Here is a 26,033-nt window from a genome sequence, read left to right on the forward strand (position 1 = left end):
GGTGTGACGGGGGTCGATTCGTGGTGGAAGACGTACCGGAGGCGTTGCTGGCCGCTCGCGACGACGTCGCGCGCTTCCTCCTGTCGTACAAGTTCGCGATCGACACCGTGATGGCGAAGGTCAACATCCTCAACGAGGAGTTCCGCTACACCCACGACCACAACCCGATCGAGCACGTGAGCTCCCGGCTCAAGACGCCGGCCAGCATCATGGAGAAGGCGCGGCGTCGCGGGGTGCCCTACGACCTCAACGAGATTCGCGGGTCCATCCTCGACATCGCCGGTATCCGTGTGACGTGCAGTTTCGTCTCGGACACCTACACGATCCGGGACATGCTGGCCGGGCACGAGGACATCCGGGTGATGGAGGAGCGCGACTACGTCCGCTCCCCGAAGCCCAACGGGTACCGGAGCCTGCACCTGCTGGTGGAGACGCCGGTGCGGATGTCGGACCGGACCGAGGACGTGCCGGTGGAGATCCAGATCCGCACCATCGCGATGGACTTCTGGGCCAGCCTGGAACACAAGATCTACTACAAGTACGGCAAGTCGGTTCCGGACGGGCTGCTCGACGAGATCCGTGAGGCGGCCGAGACCGCCCACCGGCTGGACGAGACCATGGAGCGTCTGCACGGGGAGGTCCGGGAACAGGGGGACCGGGCCAGGGGTTCGCTCCCCGGGCCCGAGGAGCTGCGCAAGCTGCCCCTGGCCGACGAACTGCTGCGGGCGCTGGCCGAGCGGGTCAACTCCGAGCGCTCCGACTGACGCGCGGCCCGAAGAAGTCCGCCAGAGCCCGCGCGACCAGGTCGGGGCGACCGCCGTTGTCCGCCGCCAGGTGGCCGAGGCGTTCGAACTCCACCCGCCGGGCGTACGGCAGGGCGGCGTCGAGGGCGTCCAGGCCCCGGCGCAGGTATCCGGGACTCCGGGAACCGCCGAGCAGCAGGACGTCGGAGCGCACCCGCGTGGCGGCCCGGGTGAGGTCGGTGGCCTCCCGCACCACCCGGGCGTCGGGGCCCATGGTGGGCAACAGGTCCCGCAGCGTGAGGCCGCCCTCGGCCCGCCGCGCCTGGGCGCGCAGGCCCAGGCCCATGAGCGGGACCAGCACGGCCCGGGGTACGCGACGCGTCCACGGCGGGTCCTGGGTGCCGCGCATGACGGTGACCACGGCCGAGGCGGCGCGCCCGCGACGGAGTTCGCGCTCGTAGCGGGGCAGCCACGCCGTCGGAGAGAAGTCGCGCAGGGGCAGCGGAGGTTCGTAGAGGGCGATCCGGTACCCCGCGGGTGCGTCCAGGGCCCATCGCAGGAGGGGGACGGCACCGCCGCTGAGACCGAAGATCCGGTGGGCCCCGGTGTGCTCCATGACGGCGGCCACGTCCCGGGCGGCGTTCTCCAGGGTGTGGTCGGGCCCGTACGCGCCGCTGAGTCCTCGCCCGCGCAGGTCGGGGAGGTAGACGGTGTACTCGCCGCTGAGGGCGGCGCCCAGGAGCAGGAGGTCGTGGGAGCTCATCAGGGAGCCGTGGGTGAGGACGACGGCCGGGCCGGACCCCAGGCGTCGGTACCCCAGGGCGGTGCCGTCGTGCGAGGTGAGCGTGCCGGTCGTGTGGTCGGGAAGCGCGTGGGGCACCGTGTTCAGCCCCCCAGGCGGGCGCGGACCGCGTCCCGGTCCGTGCCGAGGGCGTCCAGGAGTGCGGCGGCGGGGTCGGGGGCGGTGCGCCCGAGCAGGCCGAGGAGGACGTGCTCCAGGCCGATGCGCTCCCGCCCGGCCTCGGCGCGCAGGCCCTTGAAGACCGCCTTGGCGGCGGGGGTCAGTGGAAGGCGGTCCCCGGCCCGGCTGGGCAGGACCGGGCCGGGGGAGGGCGGGGCGATGCCCAGCTGGTTCAGGGCGCGCTGGTCCAGGAGTTCCAGGGCCCGGTGGGCGCTGGTCAGGTCGGTGTCCAGGGCGCGGGTGGACGCGTCGTCGTGCAGGAGCGCCAGGAGCACGTGTTCGGTGCCGACCCTGCGGTCACCCCTGAGCAGGGCCTCGGTGTTGGCGTCCAGGTAGGTCCGGCCGAGGCCGGTGCGCGTTCCGGTGCCCATGGGGCTCACTTCCCGTACTTGGTGTGGATGGACTGCCGGGTGACCCCGAGGGCGTCGCCGATCTGCTGCCAGGACCATCCGGCGCGGCGGGCGGCGGCCACCTGGTTGGCCTCGACGCGTTCGGCGAGACGGCGCAGGGCCAGGACGGCGCGCAGCCCGGTTTCGGGGTCCGCGGAGTCGTGGGCGGTGGGTGCGGAAGCCTGGTTCATGGTGTCAGTCTGTACTGACGCACCCGGGTATGTCAATACAGACTGACGTTCTCTGCGCGTGGCCCGGCGGACCGCGACCGACGCTTCACCCACCCCGCGCACGGAGAAGGGGTCCCGGCCAGCGGGAACCCCTTCGTCACACCTCACCGGCCCGGCCGGACCACACGTCCGGCCGGGAACGGGCTACTTGCCCAGGCCCGCGCGGCGGAGCGCGTCGGCCATGGCGCCCGAGGGCGCCGGGGCGGCGTCCCTGCCGCCGTTGCCGCGACCGCCGCCGTTCTGTCGACCACCGCTCCGGCGCTGCTCTCCGCCGCGACCGCCACCCCGGGGCTGGCCGCCGCCGTTGCCGCCACGGCTGCCGCGCTCCCCGCGACCGCCGCCCTGACCGCCGGGGGCCGGGGCCTCGTCGTCCAGGCGCATGGTCAGCGAGATGCGCTTGCGGGGGATGTCGACCTCGCGGACCCTGACCTTGACGATGTCACCGGGCTTGACGATCTCGCGCGGGTCCTCGACGAACCTGTTGGAGAGCGCGGACACGTGGACCAGTCCGTCCTGGTGCACGCCCACGTCCACGAACGCGCCGAAGGCGGCCACGTTGGTGACCACCCCCTCCAGGAGCATCCCCGGCTCCAGGTCGTCCAGCGTCTCCACACCCTCCTTGAAGGTGGCGGTGGTGAAGGCGGGTCGCGGGTCGCGGCCGGGCTTCTCCAGCTCGCTGAGGATGTCGGTGACGGTCGGCAGACCGAACTTCTCGTCCACGAAGTCCTCGGGGCGGACCCCCGACAGCGCCTTCCTGTCCCCGATCAGGGACGGCAGGTCGGTTCCGGCCCGGTCCAGGATGCGTCGCACCACCGGGTAGGCCTCGGGGTGCACCGCCGACGCGTCCAACGGGTCGTCGCCGCCCGGCACCCGGAGGAAGCCCGCGCACTGCTCGAAGGCCTTGGGGCCCAGTCGGGGCACCGAACGCAGGGCGTCGCGGGTCCGGAACGGGCCGTTGGCGTCACGGTGGGACACGATGTTGCGGGCCAGGGTGGAGGTCACGCCCGACACCCGGGTCAGCAGCGGCACGGAGGCGGTGTTGACGTCCACGCCCACGCCGTTCACGCAGTCCTCGACCACGGCGTCGAGGGAGCGTGAGAGCTTCGCCTCCGCGAGGTCGTGCTGGTACTGGCCCACGCCGATGGACTTGGGGTCGATCTTGACCAGCTCGGCCAGGGGGTCCTGGAGGCGCCGGGCGATGGAGGCGGCGCCGCGCAGGGACACGTCCAGGTCCGGCAGCTCCTCGGAGGCGTAGGCCGAGGCCGAGTACACCGAAGCGCCCGCCTCCGACACCATCACCTTGGTGAGCCTCAGCTCGGGGTGGCGCTTGATCAGGTCGCCCGCCAGCTTGTCGGTCTCCCGTGAGGCGGTGCCGTTGCCGATCGCGACCAGTTCCACGTCGTGGGCGGCGCACAGCTTGGCCAGCCGGTCGATGGAGCCGTCCCAGTCGCGGCGCGGCACGTGCGGGAAGACCGTGTCGGTGGCCACGACCTTGCCCGTGGGGTCGGTGACGGCGACCTTCACACCGGTGCGCAGGCCCGGGTCCAGGCCCAGGGTGGAGCGGCTTCCGGCGGGAGCGGCCAGCAGCAGGTCGCGCAGGTTCGCGGCGAACACGTTGACGCCGTCGTCCTCGGCCCGCTGCCACAGGCGCATGCGGACGTCGATGTCGAGTCGGACCAGGATCCGGGTGCGCCAGGCCCAGCGCACGGTGTCCTGGAGCCAGCGGTCGGCGGGGCGGCCGCGGTCCACGATCGCGAAGTGCGACGCGATGGCGTTCTCGTAGGAGCTGCGGGGGACGGTGCCGTCCGGGCCCGCTTCGGGGGTCTCCTCGGGCTCCAGGTTGAGCGTGAGGACCTCCTCCTTCTCACCGCGGTACATCGCCAGGACACGGTGGGAGGGGAGCGCGGTGAGCGGCTCGGAGAAGTCGAAGTAGTCCGCGAACTTGGCGCCGTCCTCCTCCTTGCCCTCGCGGACCGTCGATCCCAGTCGGCCCTTCTCCCACAGGCGCTCGCGCAGTGTGCCGGTGAGGTCGGCGTCCTCCGCGAACCGCTCGACCAGGATCGAGCGGGCCCCGTCCAGGGCGGCCTTGACGTCGGCCACGCCCTTGTCGGCGTCCACGTAGGCGGCGGCCACCTCCTGCGGGTCCTGGTTCGGGTCACCGATCAGACCCTCGGCGAGCGGTTCGAGCCCGGCCTCGCGGGCGATCTGGGCCTTGGTGCGGCGCTTGGGCTTGTAGGGGAGGTAGATGTCCTCCAGACGGGCCTTGGAGTCGGCCTCGTTGATCCGGGCCTCCAGCGCGTCGTCCAACTTGCCCTGGGAACGGATCGACTCCAGGATCGCGCTCCGGCGTTCGGCCAGCTCACGCAGGTAGCGCAGGCGCTCCTCCAGCGCGCGCAACTGGGCGTCGTCCAGCGCTCCGGTCGCCTCCTTGCGGTACCGGGCGATGAAGGGCACGGTCGACCCGCCGTCGAGCATGTCGACGGCGGCACTGACCTGGTGCGCGCCCACGCCGAGCTCCTCGGCGATGCGCTGGTCGATCGTGGGTGTCACAGGGGTCGTCACGAGTAAACGTCCACTCTCTGGCTGTTCGGTGCGCGGACATTCTCGCGGTGCGCGGGGGCTGTTGTCATCCCGGCGCGTCGCCGTCCGCACTCCCAGGTTCCCGCACGATCACCCCTGCCCGGACCCGGGGTCGCGCGGGGGAGTGCGGCGGTGTGGGCGGGATCGGGTGGTTCGGTGGGGTTCGGCTCAGCCGGTGGGGGAGGGGCGGGGTCGTCCCGTGCCGGTGACGGGTCCGGGGCCGGGCCTTGGGGAGGCGAACGCTGGTCGCGGGTCAGCCCCGCGCTGCGCGGACGTCCTCTCCCCGCTCGGCGAAGGCCCGGAAGTCCCGCATGTGCTGGAGTGACTGCTTGCGGAAGGCTCCGGGCATCAGGAACCCCACCAGCCTCATCATCACGCCGCTGAAGCGGTACTCGTTCTCGCTGACCCAGAGGGTCCTTCCAGGACCGGCTTCGGTCAGCCGGTCGCGCACCGCGCTCCACATACCCTCGGTGACGATCTCGCGCTCGTAGTGGACGACGTCCTCCGCCGGGATCCCGTGCGGGTCCGCAGGTTCCCGGCGCGTGATGGTCTCGGTGCACTCCATCTCCTGCCGTCCCGTCCGCAGCACGACCCGCGACACCGTGCCGACCTGCCCGTGGACCCCGTTCCGGGGCTCGTGCAGCACCAGTCCCCGCAGCCACTTCGGCAGGTGTTCCGGGTCGGAGAGCAACCGCGCCACCCTCTCCCGGGGCAGGGCGATCTCGATGGAGACGGTGTACTTCATGGCGGTGCGCTCCGGGTTCCCGAGTGGTGCGGCGGGCACGTGCCGCCTCGCCCCAGGGTAGTCGGCGAGCCGGGAGAGGCGTCGCTGACCTGCGTGTTCGTGCCGTTCTCGGGCGACCGAACGGCTCCGCCGAGGGGGCGGGTCAGGGTCCGGTGCCGTCGAGGTAGTCGGGGGCGTAGTACTCGTCGACCGGCGTCGGGCCCCGGTAGCCCTGGCACATGCACTGTCTGTAGGTGGAGTTGGCCTGGCCGGTCCAGCGGCCGGGGATGACCACCTGGGTCTGGCAGCGCTTGGTCTCGTGGTCGTGGAAGACCAGGTTGTGGCCGCAGCCGCAGACCGGCTGGGGGGTGCGTTGGCCACGGTCCGGGATCTGCGGGGTGCCGTGGTGCCGCTGGAGTTCGCGCCGGGCCTCACGGCGGGCGGTGCGACGCCCCGCGAGGTATCCGGCGGCCGCGATCGCCGCGCCGATGACCATGAAGAACGGTTCCATGAGGTGACGGCCTCCTCGGTTCCCGGGGCCCGTCCCGCCACGGGCCTTCGCCCATTGTCGCCCATGCGGGTGCTTTTCGGGGGGTGGGGTGCCCCGGTAGGTCGGCCCCTGGATCGGAAATTTCGCAAAGAAAATTCTGCAAAAGTATTTTTGCAAAGATCTCTTTGGAGTACGGTTCGGGCATGGACACAGAAGAGCCCACGGGGGCGAGGGACTCCGGCCACACGTCCCTGGAGGTCGGCGCCGAGGCCCTGCGCGGCCTGGCCCATCCCCTGCGCGCCCGCATCCTGGACGAACTCACCGTCCAGGGCGCCGCGACCGCGACCATCCTCGCCGAACGGTTGGGGGAGAGCAGCGGCTCCACCAGCTACCACCTGCGCCAACTCTCCCGGTACGGGTTCGTCGAGGCCGACCCCGGCCACGCCAGCCGCCGGGACCGGTGGTGGCGCGTCCGCCCCGGCGGCTGGCGCATGAGCGGGATCGACCACCTGCGCGACCCGGCCACACGAGCGGCCGCCGAGATCGTCCTGGACCGCTACTACGGCGGTCGCAGGGAACGCCTCGAACGGTGGCGGGACCTGGTCAGGACCAGCCCCGACGCCCCGGCGGTCCGTCGTTGGCAGGCGGGCGCGCAGGACTCCCTGGCCCACGCGCGGATGACCCCGGAGGAGACCGAGGAGTTCGGCGAGGCTCTCCAGGAGTTCATCCGCTCCTGGACCCGCCGGTACGAGGGACGCACCGCCCGAAGCCATCCCGACACCGAGTCGGTGGAACTGCACACCGACCTGTTCCCCCACCTCGCGCCGACGGACGCGAGCGAGGGCCACGACCCCGGCCCCACGCCCCCCTGACCCCCACACGTCACAGGGTCACCTGAACACCACCCCCCCTTCAGGAGCCGCATGTCCACCCCACCCCCCACCCCGACCGCACCCCGCTCCGAACGCCTCAGCGCGGACTTCCACCGCTTCTGGGGCGCCGGGGTGTTCACCAACCTGGCGGACGGCATGCTCACTGTGGCGCTGCCGCTGATCGCCGTCTCCCTCACCCAGGACCCGCTCCTCGTCGCCGGTCTCACCGCCGTGCGCTTCCTGCCCTGGCTGTTGCTCGCCCCGCTGTCGGGCGTCCTCATCGACCGGGTGCACCGGATGCGCGCCATGGTCGTGTCCAACACCGTGGCCGTCCTGGTCATGCTCGGACTGATCCTGACCCTGGTCACCGGGAACCTGTCCGTGTGGGCGCTCTACGCGGCGATGTTCGCGCTGATCTGCTGCGAGACGGTGACCGACCCGGCGAGCCGGATCGCGGTGGTCCAACTGGTCCCCGCCCGGCTCCTGGACCGGGCCAACAGCCGGGTGGAGGGCGGCCGTCTGGTCGCCCAGGAGTGCCTGGGCCGCCCGGTCGCCGGATTCCTGTTCGCCGCGGGGGCCGTCGCGCCCCTGGCGGGCATCGCCGGGTCCTACGCGCTGTGCGTGCTGCTGCTGTGCGCGATCCCGCTCGTGTGGCGCCGATCGGTGCCCGGGGACGGGACCGCCTCGCGGACCGAGGGGTTCTGGCGCTCCACCGGCGCGGGCTTCCGGCAGGTCCTCGGTGACCCGATCCTGCGCGGCAACACGCTCTGCAACGCCGGGATGATGGTCGGGGGCAACATGGGCGGCGCCGTGCTGGTGCTCCACGCGCAGGACGGCCTCGGGGTCTCCAGCGCTCTCTTCGGGGTGTTCATGACCTCCGCCGCGGTCGGCGGCGTCCTCGCCAGCCTGACCGCCGACCGGGCGATCAGCCGGTTCGGGCGGCGCGCGGTGGTGATCCGGGGCTACCTGGGGATCGCCGTCGCCTACCTGGGCGTGGCCCTCACCGGTGACCCCTTCGTGGCCTTCGTCCTGCTCACGGTGTCCGGCTACAGCATGGTCGTGTCCAACATCGCCGCGAGCCCCTACTACCAGACCGTGATCCCCGACGCCGTGCGCGGCCGCGTCGCGGGTGTCAGCCGGATGATCGGCTGGGGCGTCACGCCGCTCGGCGCCATGGCGGGCGGGCTGCTCGGCCGGATCGACCTCGCGCTGCCCTTCCTGCTGGGGGCCGTGATCATGACGGTCACCGTCGTCCTCGCCCGGCGGGTGATCTCCGAGACGGCTCGTCGCGCGGACCTGGCCCTGCACGAGGCCGCCACGCGCCCCGTGACCGAGGAGGAGAGCCGGTGACCGCCACCCCGTCGGCCCCAGAGCTCCCGGGGCTCCGGACCGGGACGGCTGAGCGGCACCTTCCACCGGTTCCGGGCGGGGAGGGGCCCGTCCCAGGGGCCGCCGGAACGGGACTGACCGCCCTCCCGCCGCGCCCCGGCCCCGCCCGGTGACGCGGGCGGGGGCACGAAGGATCAGGCCTCGGCGCGGAGCCTCTTCAGGGTCGCCACGTCCTCGGCGTGCGGACCCTCGGGACCGGGTGTCTCCAGGGTGATCGGGACGCCGGCGGTCACCGGGTGGCGGAACAGCTCCGCGAACGGTTCGGCGCCGATGTGGCCCAGACCGATGTTCTCGTGCCGGTCCCTGTTGCTGCCGCACGGCGCCTTGGAGTCGTTGCCGTGGATCAGCTTGAGGCGGTCGGCGCCGACCACCTCCCCGAAGCGGTCCATCGTCTCGCGCATGCCCTCGACGGTCGAGATGTCGTGCCCGGCCGCGAACAGGTGCGCGGTGTCCAGGCACACGCCCACGTTGGGGTGCCAGTCCAGGGCCTCCAGGTAGGTGACGAGGTCGTCGACGGTGGCGCACAGGACCTGGCCCTGTCCGGCCATCGGTTCCAGCAGCACCGGCGGGACGTCGTCCCCGAGCCGTTCCAGGAGCGGGAGGACACGGGCACGGACCCGCTCCAGTCCGGCCTCGCGACCGCCGGAGACGGCCGAGCCGGTGTGCATCACCACCCCCAGGGCGTTGATCTCCGCGCCCCGGCGCAGGGCGTGCTCCAGGGAGACCATCGACTTCTCGGCGGTCTCCTCCTTGGGCGCACCCGGGTTGATCAGGTACGGGGAGTGCACGAACAGGGGGAGGTCCGTGCGCTCGCGCATCATCGCGTCCTGCGCGGGATCGCCCGCGTTGGTCGCCCAGCCGCGCGGGTTGGAGACGAAGACCTGGACGGTCTCCGCGCCGATCTGCCCGGCGTACGCCAGGCCCTTGGTCGCCATGCCGCCCGCCACGGGCACGTGTGCGCCGATCGGGGACTGGGGCCGCTTCTGCTCAGTGTCGTTCATCGCCAACCAACTCTAGGCCCGATCCGACGGGAGGGGTGTGCGGCTCCCCACCCGGCGTGCCGTGCCGTGGTGGCCCGGACGGGAGGGGCCGGGCGGCGGGCGGTCGGCAGGCGCGGACGGGCGGGCACGGGCGGTGTCAGGCGCGGGCGCGCACCTCGGTGAGCAGGGCGGGTAGTTCCCAGAGCACGGTCACGTGGCCGTGGCCGGGCAGCACGCGGAGCTCGGCCCCGGGGACCAGGTCGGCGTTGTGCCGGGAGTGGGCGATGGGCACCACGGTGTCCCGGTCGCCGTGCACCACCAGGAACGGGGCGCGGACGGCCGCCGGGTCGAAGGTCCAGGGGCGCCCCTGCACCCAGGAGTCCTGGGTGTAGCCGCCCACCCCCTGGGTGAACGCCTCCTTGGCGGCGGCCGTCAGGTGCGGGACGTGTCGGGTCGCGAACAGCTCCCGGTCGGGGTCGGGCCACTCGGTTGGGGAGCCGCCCAGGTGGCGCTCGCCCCACTCCCGGGCGGCCCGTTCGTCCGGCAGGCGCATCATGGCCCGCTCGTCCTCGGAGTAGCCCTCCCAGCCCGGCTCCCACGAGAAGTCGGTGACCCCGCCCAGGACCACGGCGCCGAGCACGCGTTCGGGCAGCAGGGCGGAGACGGCCACCCCGTAGGGTCCGCCGGAGGAGTGCGCCGCCACCAGGAAGCGGTCGATCCCGAGGGAGTCGGCGAGCGCGGCCGTGTCGTCGGCCCAGTCGGTGAGCGTGCGGCCGGGTGCGGGGGAGGAGCCGCCGTAGCCCGGGCGGTCGGCGGTGATCACCCTCAGCCCGGCGGCGGCGAACTCCTCGTGCTGGTCGCCCAGGTTCCGGCGACTCATCGGCGCGCCGTGCGCGTACAGCACAGGTGTGCCGTCGGGGTCGCCGACGTCGGTGTAGGCGACGGTGCGCCCGTGGAGTTCGACCGTGGTGTCCCGCATCGCACGTACCCGCTTCCCTCGACGTCACCGCACGCTAGACGTCCTCCGCCGACGCGCGCAAGGAGGGGACCGGACGGTGGGACCGAGGTTGCGCGCCCGCTCGGGCGGACCGTTAGTCTCGTGCCCGTGAGCACCTCGACCGCGCAGCCCGTCACCCTGTCCGACGTCACCGCCGCCTTCGAGGAGGTCTACCCACCCCAGTGGGCCGCCTCCTGGGACGCGGTCGGGTTGGTCTGCGGGGACCCCGCGCAGCCGGTGGAGCGCGTCCTGTTCGCGGTCGACCCCGTCGACGCGGTGGTCGACGAGGCCGTGACCTGGGGCGCGGACCTGATCATCACGCACCACCCGCTGATGCTGCGCGGCGTCACCAGCGTCGCCGCGAACACCCCCAAGGGCCGGATCGTACACCGGCTGATCCGCTCCGGGGTGGCCCTGTACACCGCGCACACCAACGCCGACACGGCCTCGCCCGGGGTGTCCGACGCCCTGGCCCGCGCGGTGGGCCTGACCGGAGCGCTGCGACCGCTCGACCCCGACACCACCGACCCCGAGGGACGGCGCGGGATCGGCCGTGTCGGGGAGCTGGACGAGCCGATGGTCCTGCGTGACTTCGCGACCCGGGTCGCCCAGGGTCTGCCCGCCACCGCCGGAGGCGTGCGCGTGGCCGGTGACCTGGACCGACTCGTCACCACCGTCGCCGTCTCCGGTGGGGCGGGCGACTCCCTGCTCGGCGCGGCCCGCGCCGCCGGGGTCGACGCCTACGTCACCTCCGACCTGCGCCACCACCCGGCCTCGGAGTTCGTCGGGGAACCGGGCGGCCCCGCGCTCGTGGACACCGCGCACTTCGCCAGCGAATGGCCGTGGCTGGCCGACGGTGCCGCCCATCTGGCGGACGCGCTCCGGCGCACGGGTGGTCCGAATGGGGCTAACGTGGAGACCCGCGTGTCCACCATCGTGACGGATGCCTGGTCACGGACCTTCCCACACGCGTGACACCCCCTCGACGACCACAACTGCACAGGGCGCGGGCGGCCTCCCCGGCCTCCCAACCGCGATTCCCAGGAGACCCCACGTGAAAGCCGAACCCGCCGCTCAGGCCAGACTGCTCGACCTCCAGGAGCTCGACACCGCGCTCCAGCGCCTGGACCACCGTCTCCGGAGCCTGCCCGAGATCGTCGAGGCGGCCCGGCTGAAGGAGCGGGTCGACGCGATCGACGCCGAGCTCATCACGGCCCAGACCCGGGCCTCCGACATCGAGCGCCACCAGCGCAAGGCCGAGGCCGACGTCGACCAGGTGCGCTCCCGCGCCGATCGTGACACCAAGCGGCTGGAGTCCGGGCAGATCACCAACGCCAAGGAGCTCCAGAACCTCCAGTCGGAGATCGCCTCGCTGGGCCGCCGCCAGGCCGAACTGGAGGAGGTCGTGCTGGAGGTCATGGAGGAGGCCGAGTCCGTCAACTCCGACGTCACGCGCCTGACCGGGGAGCGCGAGGAAGCGGTCGCGAAGTTCACGGAGGTCACCGCCCGCCGGGACACCGCCGCCGCCGAGATCCAGTGGGACCGCACCCGCGTCACCCAGGACCGTGAGCGGGTCAGCGCGGACATCCCCGCGGACCTCCTGGCGCTGTACGACAAGCTGCGCTCCCAGTACGACGGTGTGGCCGCCGCCCCGCTGCGGTACGGCCGTTGCAACGGCTGCAAGCTGGCGCTGAGCACCGTCGAGCTCAACGAGATCCGTGCGACCGCCGCCGACGAGGTCGTCCGCTGTGAGGACTGCCGCCGGATCCTGGTGCGCACCGAGGAGTCGGGGCTCAACGCTCCCGTCGCCGAATGAGCTGGGGCGCTCCGGACACCGAGCCGACCCGTCTGGTGCTGCTCCGCCACGGGCAGACACCGTTGTCCGTCGAGCGCCGTTTCGCCGGTCGCGGGGACGTCCCCCTCACGGAGGAGGGGCACGCTCAGGCGAGGTCGGCCGCGCGGCGCCTGTCCGGGTGGGGGATCGACGTGGTGGTCTCCTCCCCGTTGTCGCATGCCCGGCGGACCGCCGGGCACGCGGCGGAGCTCCTCGGCCTCCCGGTGGAGACCGACGAGGGGTTCGTGGAGACCGACTTCGGCGCCTGGGAGGGGCTGACCTTCGCGGAGGCGCACCAGCGCGATCCCGAGGGGGTGGCGCGGTGGCTGGCGGACCCGGAGGCCGGTCCGCCCGGCGGGGAGAGCTTCGCCGAGGTGGCGCGTCGCGTGGGTGCGGCCCGGGACGCCCTGCTGGAACGCCACCGGGGCCGCCGGGTCCTGGTGGTCACCCACGTCACCCCGATCAAGGTCGTCGTCCAGCAGGCGATGCTCGCGCCGATCACCGCGCTGTACCGGATGCACCTGGACACCGCCTGCCTGACCGAGGTGGACTGCTACGCGGACGGACCCCAGGTGGTGCGTTCGCTCAACGACACCGCACACCTGGAGCAGCAGGGATCCGGACCCTCCCGGGGCCGCTAGACTGGGCTCAGAGGGGGAGTCGGCCAGACGGTCGCGGACCCGCGCCCGGCGCGGGTTCGAGGAAAGTCCGGACTCCACAGGGCAGGGTGGTCGGTAACGCCGACCCGGGGTGACCCGCGGGACAGTGCCACAGAAAACAGACCGCCACCGCTCGCGGTGGTAAGGGTGAAACGGTGGTGTAAGAGACCACCAGCGGCCGGAGCGATCCGGCTGGCTAGGTAAACCCCACCCGGAGCAAGGTCAAAAAGGGAACCTTCGGGTTCCCGCGCGGATGTTCGAGGGCGGCCCGCCCGAGTTCGCGGGTAGACCGCACCGAGGTCGTTGGCAACGACGGCCCCAGATGGATGACCGTCCGGTCCCAGGACCGACAGAATCCGGCTTACCGGCCGACTCCCTCTCCTTCTTCTCTCCGGATCGACCGTGGGGTGCTCGGCCCCGGGTCCGGGCCGGGGCCGAGCGGCGTGCTCAGCCCACCAGGGCCCGCCAGGTGAGGGGACCGGCCTCGCCGTCCACGACCAGCCGGTTGACGCGCTGGAACTCCCGGACCGCCGTGTTCATGACCGGGCCGAAGTTGCCGTCGACCGCCAGGCCCGCGCTGCGCTTGTTCATCGCGGTCTGGAGCCCGCGCACGTGCGAGCCGTCGCGGACCCCCTGCCTGAGCTCGTACACCAGGTGGGGCCAGGTCTTCGGGCCGACCTGACCGTCCGCGACCAGCCCCTTGGACCGTTGGAACGCCTTCACCGCGTTGACCGACGTCGGGCCGTAGTACCCGTCGGTCACGAGTGAGGTGCCGCGCTGGGTCATCAGGTGCTGGATGACGGAGACCGTCACCCCTCTGGCCTCGGGGTCGACACTCGGCCAGCCACCGCCCAGGTCCACCCCGCGGGACCGCATGAACGGCACCGGGTTGGTGATGCCCCCGAGACGTCCCGTGTGGGTCTCGAAGTGCAGGTGGGGGCCGGTCACGTTGCCGGTGGCCCCCATGTCGGCGATGCGCTGGCCCGCGCTGACCCGGGCGTTGAGGGCGACCCGGTAGACGCTCAGGTGACCGTAGTAGGTGTACACGTTGTTGCCGTGGGAGATGACGATGGCCTCGCCGGTCCGGCCGGTGAGACCGCCTCCCCAGGAGCGGCCGACCACGGTTCCGGCGGCCGCCGCGTACACGGCGGTGCCGGTGCTGTTGGTGACGTCCTGACCGGCGTGGGTGCTGCCGCCCCGGGGCGCACCGAAGTGCCCGCCCGAAGGGAAGTAGCCCAGGGCCGGGTTGCACCAGGAGGCGTTCATCGCGGACGCGGCGTGCGCGGTGGTGCCGCCCAGACCGGTCAGGGCCACGGCCGCTCCCAGTCCGGCGCCGAACAGCAGGCGGCGCGACCAGGGGGAGGAGGGTTCACAGGCGCGGGGGTCAGAGACGGGCGCCGTGCAGGACTCGCACATCTTGTCTCCTGTGAAGGAAAACGCCGAAGGAGGGGGCTCGATTGGATGGTTTCCTTCGGTCCCCTGGAGAGTAGGACGCCCGCTCCGATTCGTACAGGGGGGTTCGAGGTGCTTTCGGCCGGGCGGGAAGGCTTCGGGGACACATTCCTGAATCGTCATGGTGATGGTCGGATCGCCCTGTGGGACGGTAGATTGGCCCGTGCGCTCCGTACCCCGGGAGCTCCGGAGCGCGAACGCCCGTGGGCCGACCGGGGTCGACGGCCCGACGGGCATCCGCGTTCACGGGAATGGGTGACTCTTGTTCGACTCCACCGCCTTCTGGGTGCTGCTCTTCGCCCTGCCGATCCTGGCGATCGTGGCGATCATCCTGCTCGCCACGTACCAGGCCTCAGGTGTTCAGCAGGACGGACGGGACGACGCGCCCGACGATGACCCGTCCGACGGCTGAACCACCTCCGGGCGAGGGTGCGGCACGGGCTCGGGCACGTCCTGGACGCCCTGAACGGGGGAGAACTCCCCGGTCTCGGCGTCCAGCAGGTGCACCTTGGCGGTCTCCAGGTCGTAGTACATCCCGGACAGCGTGAGCTCCCCCGACTCCACGCGCTCCCGCACGACCGGGTACCCCATCAGGTTGCCGAGTTGCTCGACCACGTTGGCCTGGGCCAGACGCCGCAGCGCCTCTGAGGCGGGCAGCCCCGCCAGTTCACCGTGGTCCGCCCCGGCACGGCGCAGGCTCCCCTCCCCGTTGGCCAGCCACCGGCGGATGTGGGTGCTCTCCTCCTCGACCGGCCCCTGGTGCGCCCCCTCGGCCAGGGCCCGCATCGCTCCGCAGTGGGAGTGTCCGCACACCACGATCGAGGGCACCCGCAGGACGTTGACCGCGTATTCCACCGCCGCACCGGCCGACCCGTCGGAGCTCCCGTGCGGTGGCACCAGGTTCCCCACGTTGCGCAGGGTGAACAGGTCGCCCGGGCCGCTGGCGGTGATGAGGTTCGGCACGACCCGTGAGTCCGCGCAGGTGACGAACAGTGCGGTCGGGTTGTGGCGGTGCGAGAGGCGGCTCATCACCGATCGCATCCGGTCCGCCGTGCTGGCGTGGTACTCGCGGGCCCCCGCGGTGAGCAGGCCCAGCGGGTTCACCGCGGGGACCGCACCGGACTCACGGCGCATGTCCCACGGGGCCCACCAGCGGCCCTTGGGAATGGTCTTGGCCGCCGGAGCCGACCTCGCGGAGCTGCGCGCGTACCAGTTCTCGTGGACCTCGTCGATGTCGACGCTGCCACCGGTGCGCTCGTGGTCCACCCGCCAGGCGTGGATGGCCTCGAAGGCCGCGTGGTCCATGAAGTCCACGTGCAGGTCCAGGTCGACGCTGGACCCCGCGGGGATGGTCCGCAGCACGTGCGCCAGCCGGGGCACGCCCAGGAAGGTGAGGGACCCGTGCACGGTCACGTGCACCCGCCCGGCGCGCTCCTCGGTGACCACGGTGAGCTTGGTCAGGCGGCGCAGCGACACGATCATCGCCAGCGCGAAGCCGATGAACACCCCCTCCAGCAGTCCGATGAACACCACACTGAGCAGGGTCACCAGGTAGACGCTGGCCTCGTGGTGCTTGCGCAGGTCGCGCAGGTGGGCCAGGGACACCATCTGCACGCCGATGAAGACGAGCAGCGCGGCCAGGGCCGCCATCGGGATGAGCTCGACCACGTGCGCGAAGAACGCGACGAACAACAGGATCCACACGCCGTGCAGGATCGTGGAGAGCGGCGAGCGGGCCCCGGCGCGCACGTTCGCGGTGCTGCGCACGATGACACCGGCGATGGGCAGGCCGCCCAGGGCGCCGCTGACGGTGTTGGCCGCTCCCTGACCGCAGAGCTCACGGTTGAGCTGGACCCGGCGTCCGCTGTGGAGGCGGTCCACCGCGATCGCGGCCAGCAGCGACTCCACGCTGGCGACCATGGCGACGGCCGCCACGGCCAGGGCGATCCCGTGCCACTGGCCGGACTCGGGCAGCATGGGTCCGTTCCAGGCGTCGGCGAGGGAACCGGGCAGGGCCACGGTCTCCACCTCCCAGCGCCCGAGGGTGGCGATGACGGTGGCGGTACCCACCGCGACCAGCGCGGCGGGGATCATCCCCGGCCGTACCTTGCCGATGGCCGGGAGCCGGTTCCAGCCGAACATGATCGCGATGGTGATGACGCCGACCGCGACGGCGGCGGTGTGGTTGTTCGCGATCTGGTGCGGCAGGTCCGCGATGTTGGCCAGGGCCGAGCTCTGCGGGGCCCCGCCGAGGACCACGTGCAGCTGGGCCAGGGCGATGGTGACGCCGACCCCCGCGAGCATGCCGTGCACGACGGCGGGGGAGACGGCGAGGGCGGCCCGCGCGATGCGGAACGCCCCGAGGGCGAGCTGGACCAGCCCCGCCAGCAGGGTGATCAGGCAGGTGACCCGCCAGCCGTAGGTCATGATCAGATCGGCGACGATGATGGTCAGTCCTGCGGCCGGGCCGCTGACCTGCACCACCGAACCGCCGACGAGGCCGGCGACGATGCCGCCGACGACGGCGGCGATGATTCCGGCGATCAGGGGCGCGCCGGAGGCGACGGCGATCCCCAGGGACAGGGGGACGGCGACCAGGAAGACCACGAGGGAGGCGCCGACGTCGGCGGCGACCCCCTTGCGATCCGTGTGGGTCCCGGGCCGATCGGAGGTGGTCTCCTGTCGGCCGGGTGGTGCTCCCTGGGCGTCGTTGCGCATGGTTACTCCGTTCGGGTTGGACCAGGCAAAGGCGTATGCGTAGGCGCACGGGGACGGCAGAGTCCGCAACGGGGGGCACGTGGCTGAACGCGTGACGACGATGAGACCGCGAAGGGTGCATCGCCATTAACTAATTGTAGTCAATCAGGATGACTCTGTGTTACGGGCTGTTGTGCTCCCGGTGACCTTTTTCCAGACTTCACATGTTCGGACGGACAAACCAGGACAGAGAAAAACCGAGGTGGCGGGGGTTCCCCGCCACCTCGGTGATGTGAAGTGGTGATGATGGCGCGCCGCGCGCGCGGAGGTCCGTGACCTAGCGGAAACGGCCGTCCTCGTAGCCGCCCTCGTAGTGCTCGCCAGGGGCGGGGCGACCGTAGGGCGCCTGCCCGTAGGGCCCCGGGCCCTGCTGCTGGCCGGGCCCTCCCTGGCCGTCCCCAACCGCCGGGTGCGGCGGCTGCCAGCCCTCCACGGGGGGGTACCCGTAGTCGGGCTCGGGGCGCTGCGGGACGTATCCGCCCCTGAGGGGGTCGGCGTGCTCACCCGGTCCGCCGAATCCGCCCTGACCGCCCGGGTGGGGCTGCTGGCCGTAGGGGTCGCTCTGCTGGGTGTGGCCCGGGAAGGTGGTCGGGAGCTCACCGCGGAGCTGGTCCGCCGAGTAGGCGCCGGTCGCGTAGCCGGCACCGGGGTACCCGGGGACGCCCGGACCGCCGACCGGGCTGCCCGGACCCGGAGGAACGGCGGGACCCTGGCCGAACGGCGAGGGTTGCCCCGGCTGGCCGCCCGGGACCGTCGGCTGGCTCGCCTGGCCGAAGCCGCCCGTGTCGTCCTGCCCGCCCCAGAGCGGAGCGTTGCCTCCGGGACCGCCGGGCAGGTTCCGCCCCGGACCGTTCTGACCGCCGGGTCCGCCGTGGTGGGGCGTGCTGGACGTGTAGTCGCGGGTGTGGGCGCCGGTGTCGTAGGGGCTGCGCTGGTGCGTGCCGGTGTCGTATTCCGAGCGGGTGAAGGAGTCGGTGTCGTAGGCGGGGCGGTGGTGGGTTCCGGTGTCGTATTCGGTTCCGCTGGGTCCGCCGTGGTGGGGCGTGCCGGTCGTGTAGTCGCGGGTGTGGGCGCCGGTGTCGTAGGGGCTGCGCTGGTGCGTGCCGGTGTCGTACTCCGAACGCGAGAAGGCCCCGCTGTCGTAGGACCCGCCGTCGTAGGAGGCACCGGACGTGAACGCACCCGTCGCGTACCCGCCGGTCAGGGGATCGGAGGAACCGGGGAACTGGTGCCCGGGCACGGTGGGCCCGCCCATCGGCTGCCCCGGTGCGGGCTGGGCGCCCGGACCGGGGGCCGCGTGGCTGCCGCTCGGGCCGCCGTGGCCGCCGCCGAACCCGCCCAGCGAGGACAGGTCGGGGCGCTGATGGGCGCCGGTGTCCATGCTCGACCAGATCGGTGAGCTCAGGTCGTCACCGCCGGAGGAGTGCGGCCGGAACCCGGGGTCCAAGGGGTCGGAGGAGGCGGGGAGAGTCCCACCGCCGCCGGAGCCCGTGGCGCCCAGGGGCGGGTAGTCCGAGCGGTTCATCGCCCCACTGTCGTAGGACGAACGCGCACCGTTGTCGAGCCCGCTGCCCAGGGGCCCACCGCCGAGCGGGTCTCCGCCCAGCGATCCGCCGTGGGAGCCGCCGCCCAGCGGTCCGCCCGCCTGGCCGCCTCCCCCGAGCGGTCCGCCCCCGAGGGAGCCACCGGGTCCACCGCCCAGGGGGCCGCCCAGCGGGTCCGGGGAGACCGGGTCCTGTCGCTCGGCGGGTCGGAGCTCACGTCCCTCGAAGGGGTCACCGGTCGAGGGGGGACGCGGGGTCCAGGAACCCGCGCCGAGAGGGTCGTCGTCCAGCGAGGAGGGCGTCCCCGTGGCCCGGGCGGGCGGGAGCCCCTGCGCGGGCGGCGGCCCCTGGGTCGGCGGCAGTGCGGCCAGGCCCTGTGCGGGAGTCTGTTCCGGCGGGCGCTGCTCCTGGTGGCGTGGGGCCGGCTCAGGGGGCGTGGTGCCCTGCCCCAGGCTCGCCAGCATCGCGAGGTCCGAGGGGCCGGTGGGCCCGCGCTCCGCGGGGGCTGCCGGGAGGGCGTCGACCCGGCCGACCGGGGCCTGGATCACGGTGTCCTGCCGGTCGGGCACCCCGTGGTCGTCGAACTCGTCGTCGTAGTCGTCGACGTAACCGTCGTCGTCACCGCGTCCGGTGGAACCCCCGTGCCCACCGGAGCGGGACGGTGCCCCCTCGTCGTCGCTCAGACTGGACCAGAAGTCGTTGTCGGAGAGCCCGTCGGAGTCGTCCTCCCAGTCCACTCCGCGTTGGCGGCGACCCTTGGGACGCCGCTCCGCCCTGCCACCGGAGTCCTGGCGCGCTCTGCGGGACCGGCCCCTCGGGGCGGCCTCCTCGTCCTCGGGGGCCCCGTCCCGCTCCCGCCGGTCGCGCCGGTCGTCGCGGTCGGTGTCCTCGACGTCGTCGTACTCGTACTCGTCGTCGTAGTCGTCCTCACGCGAGCCGATGCTGAGCGCGCGCATCCCCAGGAGGAGGAGCACGAGCACGGCGAGCACGACGATGACGGCGGTGATGATGATGACGGTGACGGTCATGGTGTACGCACTACCTTGGGGAGGTCGGCCGCGCCCGGGGAGCGCCTGGGACCGGCCTGACGAGTACCGGTCGAGGTGGGAAGGCGGCGGCCCGGTTCCGCGTGGGCCCGGCGTGCCGGGACCGAGTGGCTGGCAGGGCGCGACCGCCGGTGATCCGACGCGGTCTCGGGTCAGGGTGCCGCGGGGCGGGTGAACGGGAATCGGTCAACTGAAATGGGGTGAGGGGCACGGACCCACTGTATGCGCTGTCGCGCGCTGTGTGCAGAGGGCGACGGGTGCTTCCTCAGTTGTTCCCCGTGTCGTCGGTCGCGCGGGTCCGTCCGGCTTCCGGGCGCAGGGAGTTGCCTATTATGACCTATTTCACTCGCTGCTGGTGATCAGTGTCCCCCGGGCCACGGCCTGTTCCGCGATGCCCTCCAGGGTCAGGTCGATCGACGCGCCCTCGGGCAGGTCCAGGTTCCCCTCCAGCGCGTACACGGTGAAGCGGAACTCGTGGACGTCACCCTCCTCGGGGCACGGAGCTCCGTAGGAGGACTCCCCCGCGGAGTTCTGCCCCTGCCTCGCGTCTCCCGGAACCGTGTTCTGGCGCAGCTCGACCAGCTGCGGGTCCAGGTCGTAGACCATCCAGAACACGACGGCCTCGCTCGGGTCGTCCACCACCAGCGCGATCGAGCCCACGTCGTCGGGCAGCCCCGACCAGCTCAGCGGCGGCGACACCGGTTCCCCGTCGGCCTCACAGGAGTACGCGGCGGGAAGCGGCTGGCCCTCCTGCATCATCGGACTGGTCACGTTGATGTCGGTCGGCATCTCACCGCGGAGCTCCGAGGGGACCCCGCAACCGGTGGACGCGAGCAGGGCCGCGCCCACCGCCACGGCACCCGCGCGGGCGCCGGGGGACGATCGGGGCACACCGTGCGCTGCGGTGGTCCGGAGGGAAGGCAAGACCGGGAACAATGGGGCTCCAGCTGGACTTTCGGGCCATAAGGCGAGACTCGCGGTACGTCGGACCTGGCGCGGGAGGAACCCGGGCCGGTCACGGAGGATCCGTGCGCACGGGCACCTGGACGGTTGGCGCGACACGGTCCTGTCCGAACCCTACTGTGATCGGCCGCGACCACCGCATTCCGCACCGTTCACCGACCCGCGTCGCGGGGCCCCGTCAGCGGTCTCCCGTAGCGGCGGTGACGCCCGGACGTCCCCGGGATCGGTGATGATGGTGCGGTGCGGTTCTCCATTCTGGGGCCCCTCCAGGTGCTCGACACCTCCGGAGAGCCCCTCACCATCGGCGGCGCCCGCCTGCGCGCCCTCCTGACACTCCTCCTGCTCCATCCCGACCAGCAGGTGTCCACCGCGCGGCTCACCGACGCGATCTGGGGAGACGACGCTCCCGCCGCCACGGGCAACGCGCTCCAGGCCCTCGCCTCCCGCCTGCGCCGTGCCCTGGGCGGTGACGTCCGCCTCCACGGCGACGCCACCGGTTACCGGCTGGAGGTCGCCCCCGGCCAGGTGGACCTGTACGAGTTCGAGGAACTGGCCGGGCTCGGGCGGGAACGGCTCCTGGCCGGTCAGCCGGGGGAGGCCGAGCGCGCCCTGTCGGCGGCCCTGGCTCTGTGGCGCGGACCGGCCGTCCCCGACCTCACCGCGCACGGCGTGGGCGAGGACGTCGCGCTGCGCCTGGCCGAGGCGCGCCGCACCGCCCGCGAGGACCATCTCAGCGCCCGGCTCGACCTCGGCCGCTTCGTGGAGACCCTGCCCGAGGCGGAGGCGCTGGTCTCCCGGGAACCGCAGCGCGAGCGCCCCGTCGAACTCCTCATGCGCGCGTTGGCGGGAAACGGGCGGACCGCAGACGCCCTCGCCGCCTACGACGTCTTCAGGGAACGGCTCGCGGACGAGCTGGGCCTGGACCCCTCCGAACACCTCCGGCGGGTCCACCTCCGGTTGCTGCGCGGCGAACTCGTCCCCGGCGGTCCCGTGCCGGAGGAGGCCCGGTCTCCCGCCGTCGTTCGCCTGCCCCGCCCCCTGACCAGCTTCGTTCCCCGTGAGACGGAGGTGGGTGCCGCCGTGGAGCGGCTCTCCGCCGCCCGATTGGTCACCCTCACCGGCCCGGGTGGTTCGGGCAAGACCCGACTGGCCGTCGAGGCCGCCGCGACCCTGGTCGAGCGGGCACCCGATCTCGCGTCCGGCGGAGTGTGGTTCGTCGGCCTCGCCCCCGTGCGGCGGGGCGCGGACCTGCCCGACGCCGTCGCCAGTGCCCTGGACCTGCGGGGGCAGGCCGTCTTCCAGGCGCGTGCCGCCGTCCTGCCGCAGTCCCCGCTCGAACGGGTCGTCTCCTTCCTGGGCGAGCGCGCCGGGCTGGTCGTGCTGGACAACTGCGAGCACGTGGTGGCCGACGCCGCCGCGCTGGTCGAGACCCTGTTGTCCCGCTGCCCGGACCTGCGGGTGCTCGTGACCTCCCGCGAGCCCCTGGGCGTCGGGGGCGAGACGCTGCTGCCGGTGCCCTCCCTGGAACCTCCGCCCGAGGGAACCGGGGTGGAGGAGGCCGGGAGCTACCCCTCAGTGACCCTGTTCTCCGAGCGCGCGCGGGCGGCGCTCCCCGGATTCACCGTGAACGCCGACAACGTGGGCCACGTCGTCCGGATCATCCGTGAACTGGACGGCATGCCGCTCGCGCTCGAACTGGCCGCCGCCCGTCTGCGCGCGATGTCGCCCGCCCAGCTCGCGGACCGTCTCCGTGACCGGTTCCGCCTGCTCACCAACGGCAGCCGCTCGGCGCTGCCCCGTCACCGGACCCTGCGCGCGGTGGTCGACTGGAGCTGGGAACTGCTCGACGAACCCGAACGCCGCCTCCTGCGCCGTCTGGCGGTCCTTCCCGGCGGGGCCACCCTGGAGTCGGTCGAGACGGTCGGCTCCGACCCGGACGCCCCGGACGGCACCGTCGCCGGTGACGACGTCTGGACGGTGCTCTTCGCCCTGGTGGACAAGTCGCTCGTGGTGGCGGAGGACCCCGAACGCGAGGACGCCCCCGCCCGCTACCGGCAGCTGGAGACGGTCCGGGCCTACGCCGCCGAGCGCCTGGCCGCCAGCGGTGAGGAGGAGCGCGTCCGGGACGCGCAGGCCCGCTACGCGCGGGACCTGTGGCACCGGGGCGACCCCGAGCTGCGCGGGCCGGGCCAGCGGGCCTGGCTGGCCCGGCTCTCGGCGGAGGCGGACAACTGCGTGGCTGCCTTCCACTGGGCGGTGGAGCGGCGCGACGCCGCCCTCGCCCTGGAGCTGGTGGAGTACTCCCAGTGGTACTGGGCCCTGGACGAACACTGGCAGCAGACCAACCGGTGGTCCGGCCAGGTGCTGGAACTGGTGGGTGACGCACCTCCCGAGGGGTACGAGGTGGCCTACGCGAGCTGCCTCTTCCACTGCTCGGGGGAGATGGGCCTCGGACGGGCCGCCGTTCTGGAGCGCCTCGACCGGGTGGAGCAGGTGCTCGCGGGGGCCGGGTTGCGGGCCGAGGACCACCCCGTTCTCGTCCTGTGCCTGGTGTACCGCTCGATGGCCGACCGCCATCACGGGGGACGGGCCCGCGTCCGGTTGGAGGAGAGCGTCCGGGAGCAGGGGGACCCCTGGGCCCGCGCGATGGCGTACCTGATGCTCTCGCTGTTGGACGCCGTTCACGGTGAGGCCGACCGGGCCGTCGAACGGGCCACGACCGCGCTGGAGTCCATGCGCGAGGTCGGGGACGCGTGGGGGCAGTGCAACGCCATCGTGCACCTGGTGGACGTGGTCCGCTACACGGACCTCGAACGGTGCCGTCGTCTGCTCGACGAGGGGATCGCACTGGCGCGGAGGGGCGGTCTGGACGGTGTCGTGAGCACGTTCCGGGCCCGGCGGACCCAGGTCCTGGTCGATCTCGGAGAGGTGGAGGAGGCCGAACGGGACCTCAAGCGGCTCCTGGGCGGTCCCGCCGAGGACGAACACCGGGTCTCCCTCCGGCTCACCCACATCCAGTGGCTGCGCGCCGCCGGACGCCGGGTCGAGGCCTGGCGGCTCCTGGAGGAGACCGAACCGGCCCTGGCCGCCCTGGGCGGGTTCGCCCCGGCCTACGTCGAACCCGCGTGGCGGGTGCAGGCGGCCGACCTCGCCTGGGACGACGGCGACACGGACCGGGCCTGGCGCGAGGTGGGCCGCGCGTGGTGGCTCTCCCGGTTCGGGTTGGGGCCGATCAGCGCCGAGGTCCTGGACACCATGGCGTCCATGGTGGCGGGATCGGATCCGGAGTGGGCCGCGTTCATGCTCGGCTACGCGGCACGGCTGCGCGGGGTCCCCGACACCGCCTCGCCCCGGGCCCGCCGGGTGCGTGAACTGCTCGGGGAGCGTCTGGGCGCCGGGGGGTTCGCGCGCCTGCTGGCGGAGGGCGAGGGCAGCGAACGCGACGCCGGTCGGGAACGCGTGGAGGCGTGGCTCGCCCCGATCGTCCCGGACGACGTCGACCTCGGGGACTGGGCCCACTGAGGCCGGGCGCCGCCTCGGAGGGCGGCGCCCGGTGGGGGTCAGGTGCGGCGGCGGTAGGCCCACACGGCCAGTGGGAAGAAGACCGCCGTGATCACCACGGTCCAGAACAGCGTCCAGGCCACGGGAGCGGCGGCGTCACCGCCGAGCATGAGCCCGCGCATGGCGTCCACCACGTGCGTGACCGGGTTGTTCGCCGCGATCGGGGCCAGCCAGCCCGGCATGTCGTCGGGAGCGACGAACGCCGAGCTGCCGAAAGTCAGCGGGAACAGCAGGATCATCGCGAACGACTGCACCGCCATCGGTGTGCGGGCGAGCATGCCCACGAAGGCCGACATCCAGCACAGGGCGAAGGCGAACAGCAGCACCAGGGCGCTGGCGGCCAGCACGCCGAGGAACCCGCCGTCGGGGCGGAAGCCGATCGCCAGGCCGACGACCATCACCATGACCACGGTGATGGCGTAGCGGACCAGGTCACCCAGGATGGCGCCGATCAGCGGGGCCGAGCGCGCGATGGGCAGCGAGCGGAACCGGTCGAAGATGCCCTTCTCCACGTCCTGGCTCAGGCTGAACCCCGTGCCCATCGTGGCGAAGATGACCGACTGCGCGATGATGCCGGGCATGAGGAAGTCGCGGTAGGTCTGCCAGTCACCCATCATCGCCTGTCCGAAGACGAAGACGAACAGGGTCACGAACATGACCGGTTGCAGCATCAGCCCGAAGACCTCTTCGGGGTTGGCCCTGATCTTCAGGACGCTGCGCCAGGTGAGCTGGAGCCCGTGCTGGACGGTGGTCAGAGGGGAGATGCGCGAGGGAGCCACCGGGGCGCCCTCCTGTGCCGACCTCGGCCGGGTCGTCACGGCACTCATGCTGGGGTCCCTTCGTTCGCGGGCCTGCCCGCGGTCTCGTCTTCGGCGGTGTGGCCGGTCAGGGCGAGGAAGACCTCGTCCAGGCTCGGCTTGCGCAGGGAGAGCTCCGCGACGGACACACCCTGCTCGTCCAGGCGGCGTACCGTCTCGGGCAGCACACCCACGTCGGTGACCGGGACACTGGCGAGCAGGCCGTCCGTGGTCACCGGCGAGCTGGTGACGGCCTCGACGATCCGGGTGGCCAGCGGCAGTTGCGCCGGGTCCACGGTGCGGAGTTGCAGGACCTGGTTGCCCGCGTGGTTCTTCAGCTCCTCGGGTGTGCCCCGGCTGATCACCTCGCCGTGGTCCAGCACGATGATGTCGTCCGCGAGCTGGTCGGCCTCCTCCAGGTACTGGGTGGTGAGCAGCACGGTCACGCCGTCGGCCACGAGGTCGCGCACGACGTCCCACAGTCCGTTGCGGCTGTGCGGGTCGAGGCCGGTGGTCGGCTCGTCCAGGTACAGCAGCGCGGGGCGGCCCACCAGGCTCGCCGCCAGGTCCAGGCGGCGTCGCATCCCGCCGGAGTAGGTCTTGGCGGGGCGGTCGGCGGCGTCGGAGAGGTCGAAGCGCTCCAGCAGCTCCCGGGACCGCGCCCGGGCGTCGGTGCGCCCGAATCCGAGCAGGCGGGCGATGAGCACGAGGTTCTGGGTGCCGGTCAGCTCGGCGTCGACCGCCGCGTACTGACCGGTGAGGCCGATCTGGCGGCGGACCTGGTGCGGCTCGCGCACCACGTCGTGGCCGCCGACGAGGGCGTGTCCCGCGTCTGGTCTGAGCAGGGTGGAGAGGATGCGGACGGTCGTCGTCTTCCCGGACCCGTTGGGTCCCAGGACGCCCAGCACGGCCCCCGCTCGCGCCGTCAGGTCCACTCCACCGAGGGCGGTCTTGCCCTTGAAGTGCTTGACCAGACCCTCCGCGCGGATGGCGTCAGTCATTGGTCCTCCGTTTCAACGTCTGTCCCCAAGTGTGCCGACCTGCACTGACAGAACGCTGACAGCA

22 protein-coding genes and 1 other RNA gene are annotated in these 26,033 nt (G+C 72.7%); 9 read left to right on the forward strand and 14 right to left on the reverse strand.

Features of this window, described 5'->3' with window-relative positions; genetic code table 11:
• Window positions 1-20: 20 nt before the first annotated feature.
• On the forward strand, window positions 21-764 hold the full coding sequence (locus ACRWK8_RS16215; RefSeq protein WP_431871259.1) for a GTP pyrophosphokinase: 744 nt from the start codon (window positions 21-23) through the stop codon (window positions 762-764).
• Here the strand turns inward: ACRWK8_RS16215 and ACRWK8_RS16220 are convergent.
• The 6 genes from ACRWK8_RS16220 to ACRWK8_RS16245 form a co-directional block, all read right to left on the reverse strand.
• Window positions 742-1,623 carry an alpha/beta fold hydrolase gene (locus tag ACRWK8_RS16220; RefSeq protein ID WP_378739408.1) on the reverse strand — a complete coding sequence of 294 codons (882 nt, stop codon included), beginning with the start codon at window positions 1,621-1,623 and terminating at the stop codon, window positions 742-744. The two genes, ACRWK8_RS16215 and ACRWK8_RS16220, sit on opposite strands and share 23 nt — an antisense overlap.
• Before the next feature lie 5 nt (window positions 1,624-1,628).
• Window positions 1,629-2,075, reverse strand: a complete 447-nt coding sequence (locus ACRWK8_RS16225) for a Clp protease N-terminal domain-containing protein (RefSeq protein WP_431871261.1) — start codon at window positions 2,073-2,075, stop codon at window positions 1,629-1,631.
• 5 nt (window positions 2,076-2,080) lie between these two features.
• Entirely contained in the window at window positions 2,081-2,284 is a 204-nt protein-coding gene (locus ACRWK8_RS16230; protein WP_378739412.1) for a hypothetical protein, read from the reverse strand.
• Window positions 2,285-2,467: 183 nt separating this feature from the next.
• The gene (locus ACRWK8_RS16235) at window positions 2,468-4,885 is read right to left on the reverse strand and encodes a Tex family protein (protein ID WP_378739414.1); all 2,418 of its coding nucleotides are present in this window, start codon (window positions 4,883-4,885) and stop codon (window positions 2,468-2,470) included.
• Window positions 4,886-5,156: 271 nt separating this feature from the next.
• A complete protein-coding gene (locus tag ACRWK8_RS16240) occupies window positions 5,157-5,687 on the reverse strand; it encodes an SRPBCC family protein (protein ID WP_431871264.1) in 531 nt (176 codons plus the stop codon).
• A gap of 103 nt (window positions 5,688-5,790) precedes the next feature.
• Window positions 5,791-6,138 carry a hypothetical protein gene (locus ACRWK8_RS16245; RefSeq protein ID WP_378739418.1) on the reverse strand — a complete coding sequence of 116 codons (348 nt, stop codon included), beginning with the start codon at window positions 6,136-6,138 and terminating at the stop codon, window positions 5,791-5,793.
• A gap of 182 nt (window positions 6,139-6,320) precedes the next feature.
• On the opposite strand from ACRWK8_RS16245, the gene ACRWK8_RS16250 reads away from it, so the two are divergent.
• Together ACRWK8_RS16250 and ACRWK8_RS16255 are read left to right on the forward strand one after the other, a co-directional pair.
• Window positions 6,321-6,989, forward strand: a complete 669-nt coding sequence (locus ACRWK8_RS16250; RefSeq protein WP_431871266.1) for an ArsR/SmtB family transcription factor — start codon at window positions 6,321-6,323, stop codon at window positions 6,987-6,989.
• A gap of 51 nt (window positions 6,990-7,040) precedes the next feature.
• On the forward strand, window positions 7,041-8,339 hold the full coding sequence (locus tag ACRWK8_RS16255; protein ID WP_378739422.1) for an MFS transporter: 1,299 nt from the start codon (window positions 7,041-7,043) through the stop codon (window positions 8,337-8,339).
• A gap of 173 nt (window positions 8,340-8,512) precedes the next feature.
• Here ACRWK8_RS16255 and ACRWK8_RS16260 read toward each other — a convergent pair whose 3' ends face one another.
• Both ACRWK8_RS16260 and ACRWK8_RS16265 read right to left on the reverse strand, forming a co-directional pair.
• Entirely contained in the window at window positions 8,513-9,379 is an 867-nt protein-coding gene (locus ACRWK8_RS16260; protein ID WP_431871268.1) for a deoxyribonuclease IV, read from the reverse strand.
• A 136-nt stretch (window positions 9,380-9,515) separates the two neighbouring features.
• Window positions 9,516-10,337 carry an alpha/beta fold hydrolase gene (locus tag ACRWK8_RS16265; protein ID WP_431871270.1) on the reverse strand — a complete coding sequence of 274 codons (822 nt, stop codon included), beginning with the start codon at window positions 10,335-10,337 and terminating at the stop codon, window positions 9,516-9,518.
• 120 nt (window positions 10,338-10,457) lie between these two features.
• Here ACRWK8_RS16265 and ACRWK8_RS16270 point away from each other — a divergent pair, with 120 nt between their 5' ends.
• The 4 genes from ACRWK8_RS16270 to rnpB all read left to right on the forward strand — a co-directional run bounded on the left by ACRWK8_RS16270 (window position 10,458) and on the right by rnpB (window position 13,228).
• Window positions 10,458-11,330 (forward strand): Nif3-like dinuclear metal center hexameric protein, encoded by an 873-nt coding sequence (locus ACRWK8_RS16270; RefSeq protein ID WP_431871272.1) that lies wholly within the window; start codon window positions 10,458-10,460, stop codon window positions 11,328-11,330.
• A 79-nt stretch (window positions 11,331-11,409) separates the two neighbouring features.
• Window positions 11,410-12,171 carry a zinc ribbon domain-containing protein gene (locus ACRWK8_RS16275; protein WP_431871274.1) on the forward strand — a complete coding sequence of 254 codons (762 nt, stop codon included), beginning with the start codon at window positions 11,410-11,412 and terminating at the stop codon, window positions 12,169-12,171.
• A complete protein-coding gene (locus ACRWK8_RS16280) occupies window positions 12,168-12,830 on the forward strand; it encodes a histidine phosphatase family protein (RefSeq protein WP_431871276.1) in 663 nt (220 codons plus the stop codon). The genes ACRWK8_RS16275 and ACRWK8_RS16280 overlap by 4 nt, the downstream gene beginning before the upstream one ends.
• Before the next feature lie 15 nt (window positions 12,831-12,845).
• Window positions 12,846-13,228: RNase P RNA component class A (rnpB, locus tag ACRWK8_RS16285), an RNA gene on the forward strand.
• A 67-nt stretch (window positions 13,229-13,295) separates the two neighbouring features.
• On the opposite strand, the gene ACRWK8_RS16290 is transcribed toward rnpB, so the two are convergent.
• Complete coding sequence (locus ACRWK8_RS16290; protein ID WP_431871278.1) at window positions 13,296-14,264, reverse strand: peptidoglycan-binding protein; 969 nt, start codon at window positions 14,262-14,264, stop codon at window positions 13,296-13,298.
• Between the two features lie 298 nt (window positions 14,265-14,562).
• On the opposite strand from ACRWK8_RS16290, the gene ACRWK8_RS16295 reads away from it, so the two are divergent.
• The gene (locus ACRWK8_RS16295) at window positions 14,563-14,712 is read left to right on the forward strand and encodes a hypothetical protein (protein ID WP_378739439.1); all 150 of its coding nucleotides are present in this window, start codon (window positions 14,563-14,565) and stop codon (window positions 14,710-14,712) included.
• Here ACRWK8_RS16295 and ACRWK8_RS16300 read toward each other — a convergent pair.
• The 3 genes from ACRWK8_RS16300 to ACRWK8_RS16310 form a co-directional block, all read right to left on the reverse strand.
• A complete protein-coding gene (locus ACRWK8_RS16300) occupies window positions 14,661-17,018 on the reverse strand; it encodes a SulP family inorganic anion transporter (protein ID WP_431871280.1) in 2,358 nt (785 codons plus the stop codon). The genes ACRWK8_RS16295 and ACRWK8_RS16300 overlap by 52 nt on opposite strands.
• Before the next feature lie 316 nt (window positions 17,019-17,334).
• Entirely contained in the window at window positions 17,335-19,629 is a 2,295-nt protein-coding gene (locus ACRWK8_RS16305) for a hypothetical protein (RefSeq protein WP_431871282.1), read from the reverse strand.
• Between the two features lie 360 nt (window positions 19,630-19,989).
• Window positions 19,990-20,583, reverse strand: coding sequence for a YbhB/YbcL family Raf kinase inhibitor-like protein (locus ACRWK8_RS16310; protein WP_378739447.1), 594 nt, complete (start codon window positions 20,581-20,583; stop codon window positions 19,990-19,992).
• Window positions 20,584-20,850: 267 nt separating this feature from the next.
• Between ACRWK8_RS16310 and ACRWK8_RS16315 the strand changes: the two genes are divergently transcribed.
• Window positions 20,851-24,132 carry an AfsR/SARP family transcriptional regulator gene (locus ACRWK8_RS16315; protein ID WP_431871284.1) on the forward strand — a complete coding sequence of 1,094 codons (3,282 nt, stop codon included), beginning with the start codon at window positions 20,851-20,853 and terminating at the stop codon, window positions 24,130-24,132.
• Window positions 24,133-24,170: 38 nt separating this feature from the next.
• Here ACRWK8_RS16315 and ACRWK8_RS16320 read toward each other — a convergent pair whose 3' ends face one another.
• Together ACRWK8_RS16320 and ACRWK8_RS16325 are read right to left on the reverse strand one after the other, a co-directional pair.
• A complete protein-coding gene (locus ACRWK8_RS16320) occupies window positions 24,171-24,998 on the reverse strand; it encodes an ABC transporter permease (protein WP_378739453.1) in 828 nt (275 codons plus the stop codon).
• Window positions 24,995-25,969: an ATP-binding cassette domain-containing protein gene (locus tag ACRWK8_RS16325; RefSeq protein ID WP_378739455.1), complete on the reverse strand. Its 975-nt coding sequence runs from the start codon at window positions 25,967-25,969 to the stop codon at window positions 24,995-24,997. The genes ACRWK8_RS16320 and ACRWK8_RS16325 overlap by 4 nt, the downstream gene beginning before the upstream one ends.
• Window positions 25,970-26,033: the final 64 nt, after the last annotated feature.

Source organism: Nocardiopsis eucommiae (assembly GCF_965344335.1).
GTDB lineage: Bacteria > Actinomycetota > Actinomycetes > Streptosporangiales > Streptosporangiaceae > Nocardiopsis > Nocardiopsis eucommiae.

Bases quoted from the DNA above. Each gene is read 5' to 3' on its own strand.
- ACRWK8_RS16225 (WP_431871261.1), bottom strand. From the start codon at position 2,075: ATGGGCACCGGAACGCGCACCGGCCTCGGCCGGACCTACCTGGACGCC.
- ACRWK8_RS16230 (WP_378739412.1), bottom strand. From the start codon at position 2,284: ATGAACCAGGCTTCCGCACCCACCGCCCACGACTCCGCGGACCCCGAA.
- ACRWK8_RS16245 (WP_378739418.1), bottom strand. From the start codon at position 6,138: ATGGAACCGTTCTTCATGGTCATCGGCGCGGCGATCGCGGCCGCCGGA.
- ACRWK8_RS16250 (WP_431871266.1), top strand. From the start codon at position 6,321: ATGGACACAGAAGAGCCCACGGGGGCGAGGGACTCCGGCCACACGTCC.
- ACRWK8_RS16255 (WP_378739422.1), top strand. From the start codon at position 7,041: ATGTCCACCCCACCCCCCACCCCGACCGCACCCCGCTCCGAACGCCTC.
- ACRWK8_RS16260 (WP_431871268.1), bottom strand. From the start codon at position 9,379: ATGAACGACACTGAGCAGAAGCGGCCCCAGTCCCCGATCGGCGCACAC.
- ACRWK8_RS16265 (WP_431871270.1), bottom strand. From the start codon at position 10,337: ATGCGGGACACCACGGTCGAACTCCACGGGCGCACCGTCGCCTACACC.
- ACRWK8_RS16280 (WP_431871276.1), top strand. From the start codon at position 12,168: ATGAGCTGGGGCGCTCCGGACACCGAGCCGACCCGTCTGGTGCTGCTC.
- ACRWK8_RS16290 (WP_431871278.1), bottom strand. From the start codon at position 14,264: ATGTGCGAGTCCTGCACGGCGCCCGTCTCTGACCCCCGCGCCTGTGAA.
- ACRWK8_RS16300 (WP_431871280.1), bottom strand. From the start codon at position 17,018: ATGCGCAACGACGCCCAGGGAGCACCACCCGGCCGACAGGAGACCACC.
- ACRWK8_RS16305 (WP_431871282.1), bottom strand. From the start codon at position 19,629: ATGACCGTCACCGTCATCATCATCACCGCCGTCATCGTCGTGCTCGCC.
- ACRWK8_RS16320 (WP_378739453.1), bottom strand. From the start codon at position 24,998: ATGAGTGCCGTGACGACCCGGCCGAGGTCGGCACAGGAGGGCGCCCCG.
- ACRWK8_RS16325 (WP_378739455.1), bottom strand. From the start codon at position 25,969: ATGACTGACGCCATCCGCGCGGAGGGTCTGGTCAAGCACTTCAAGGGC.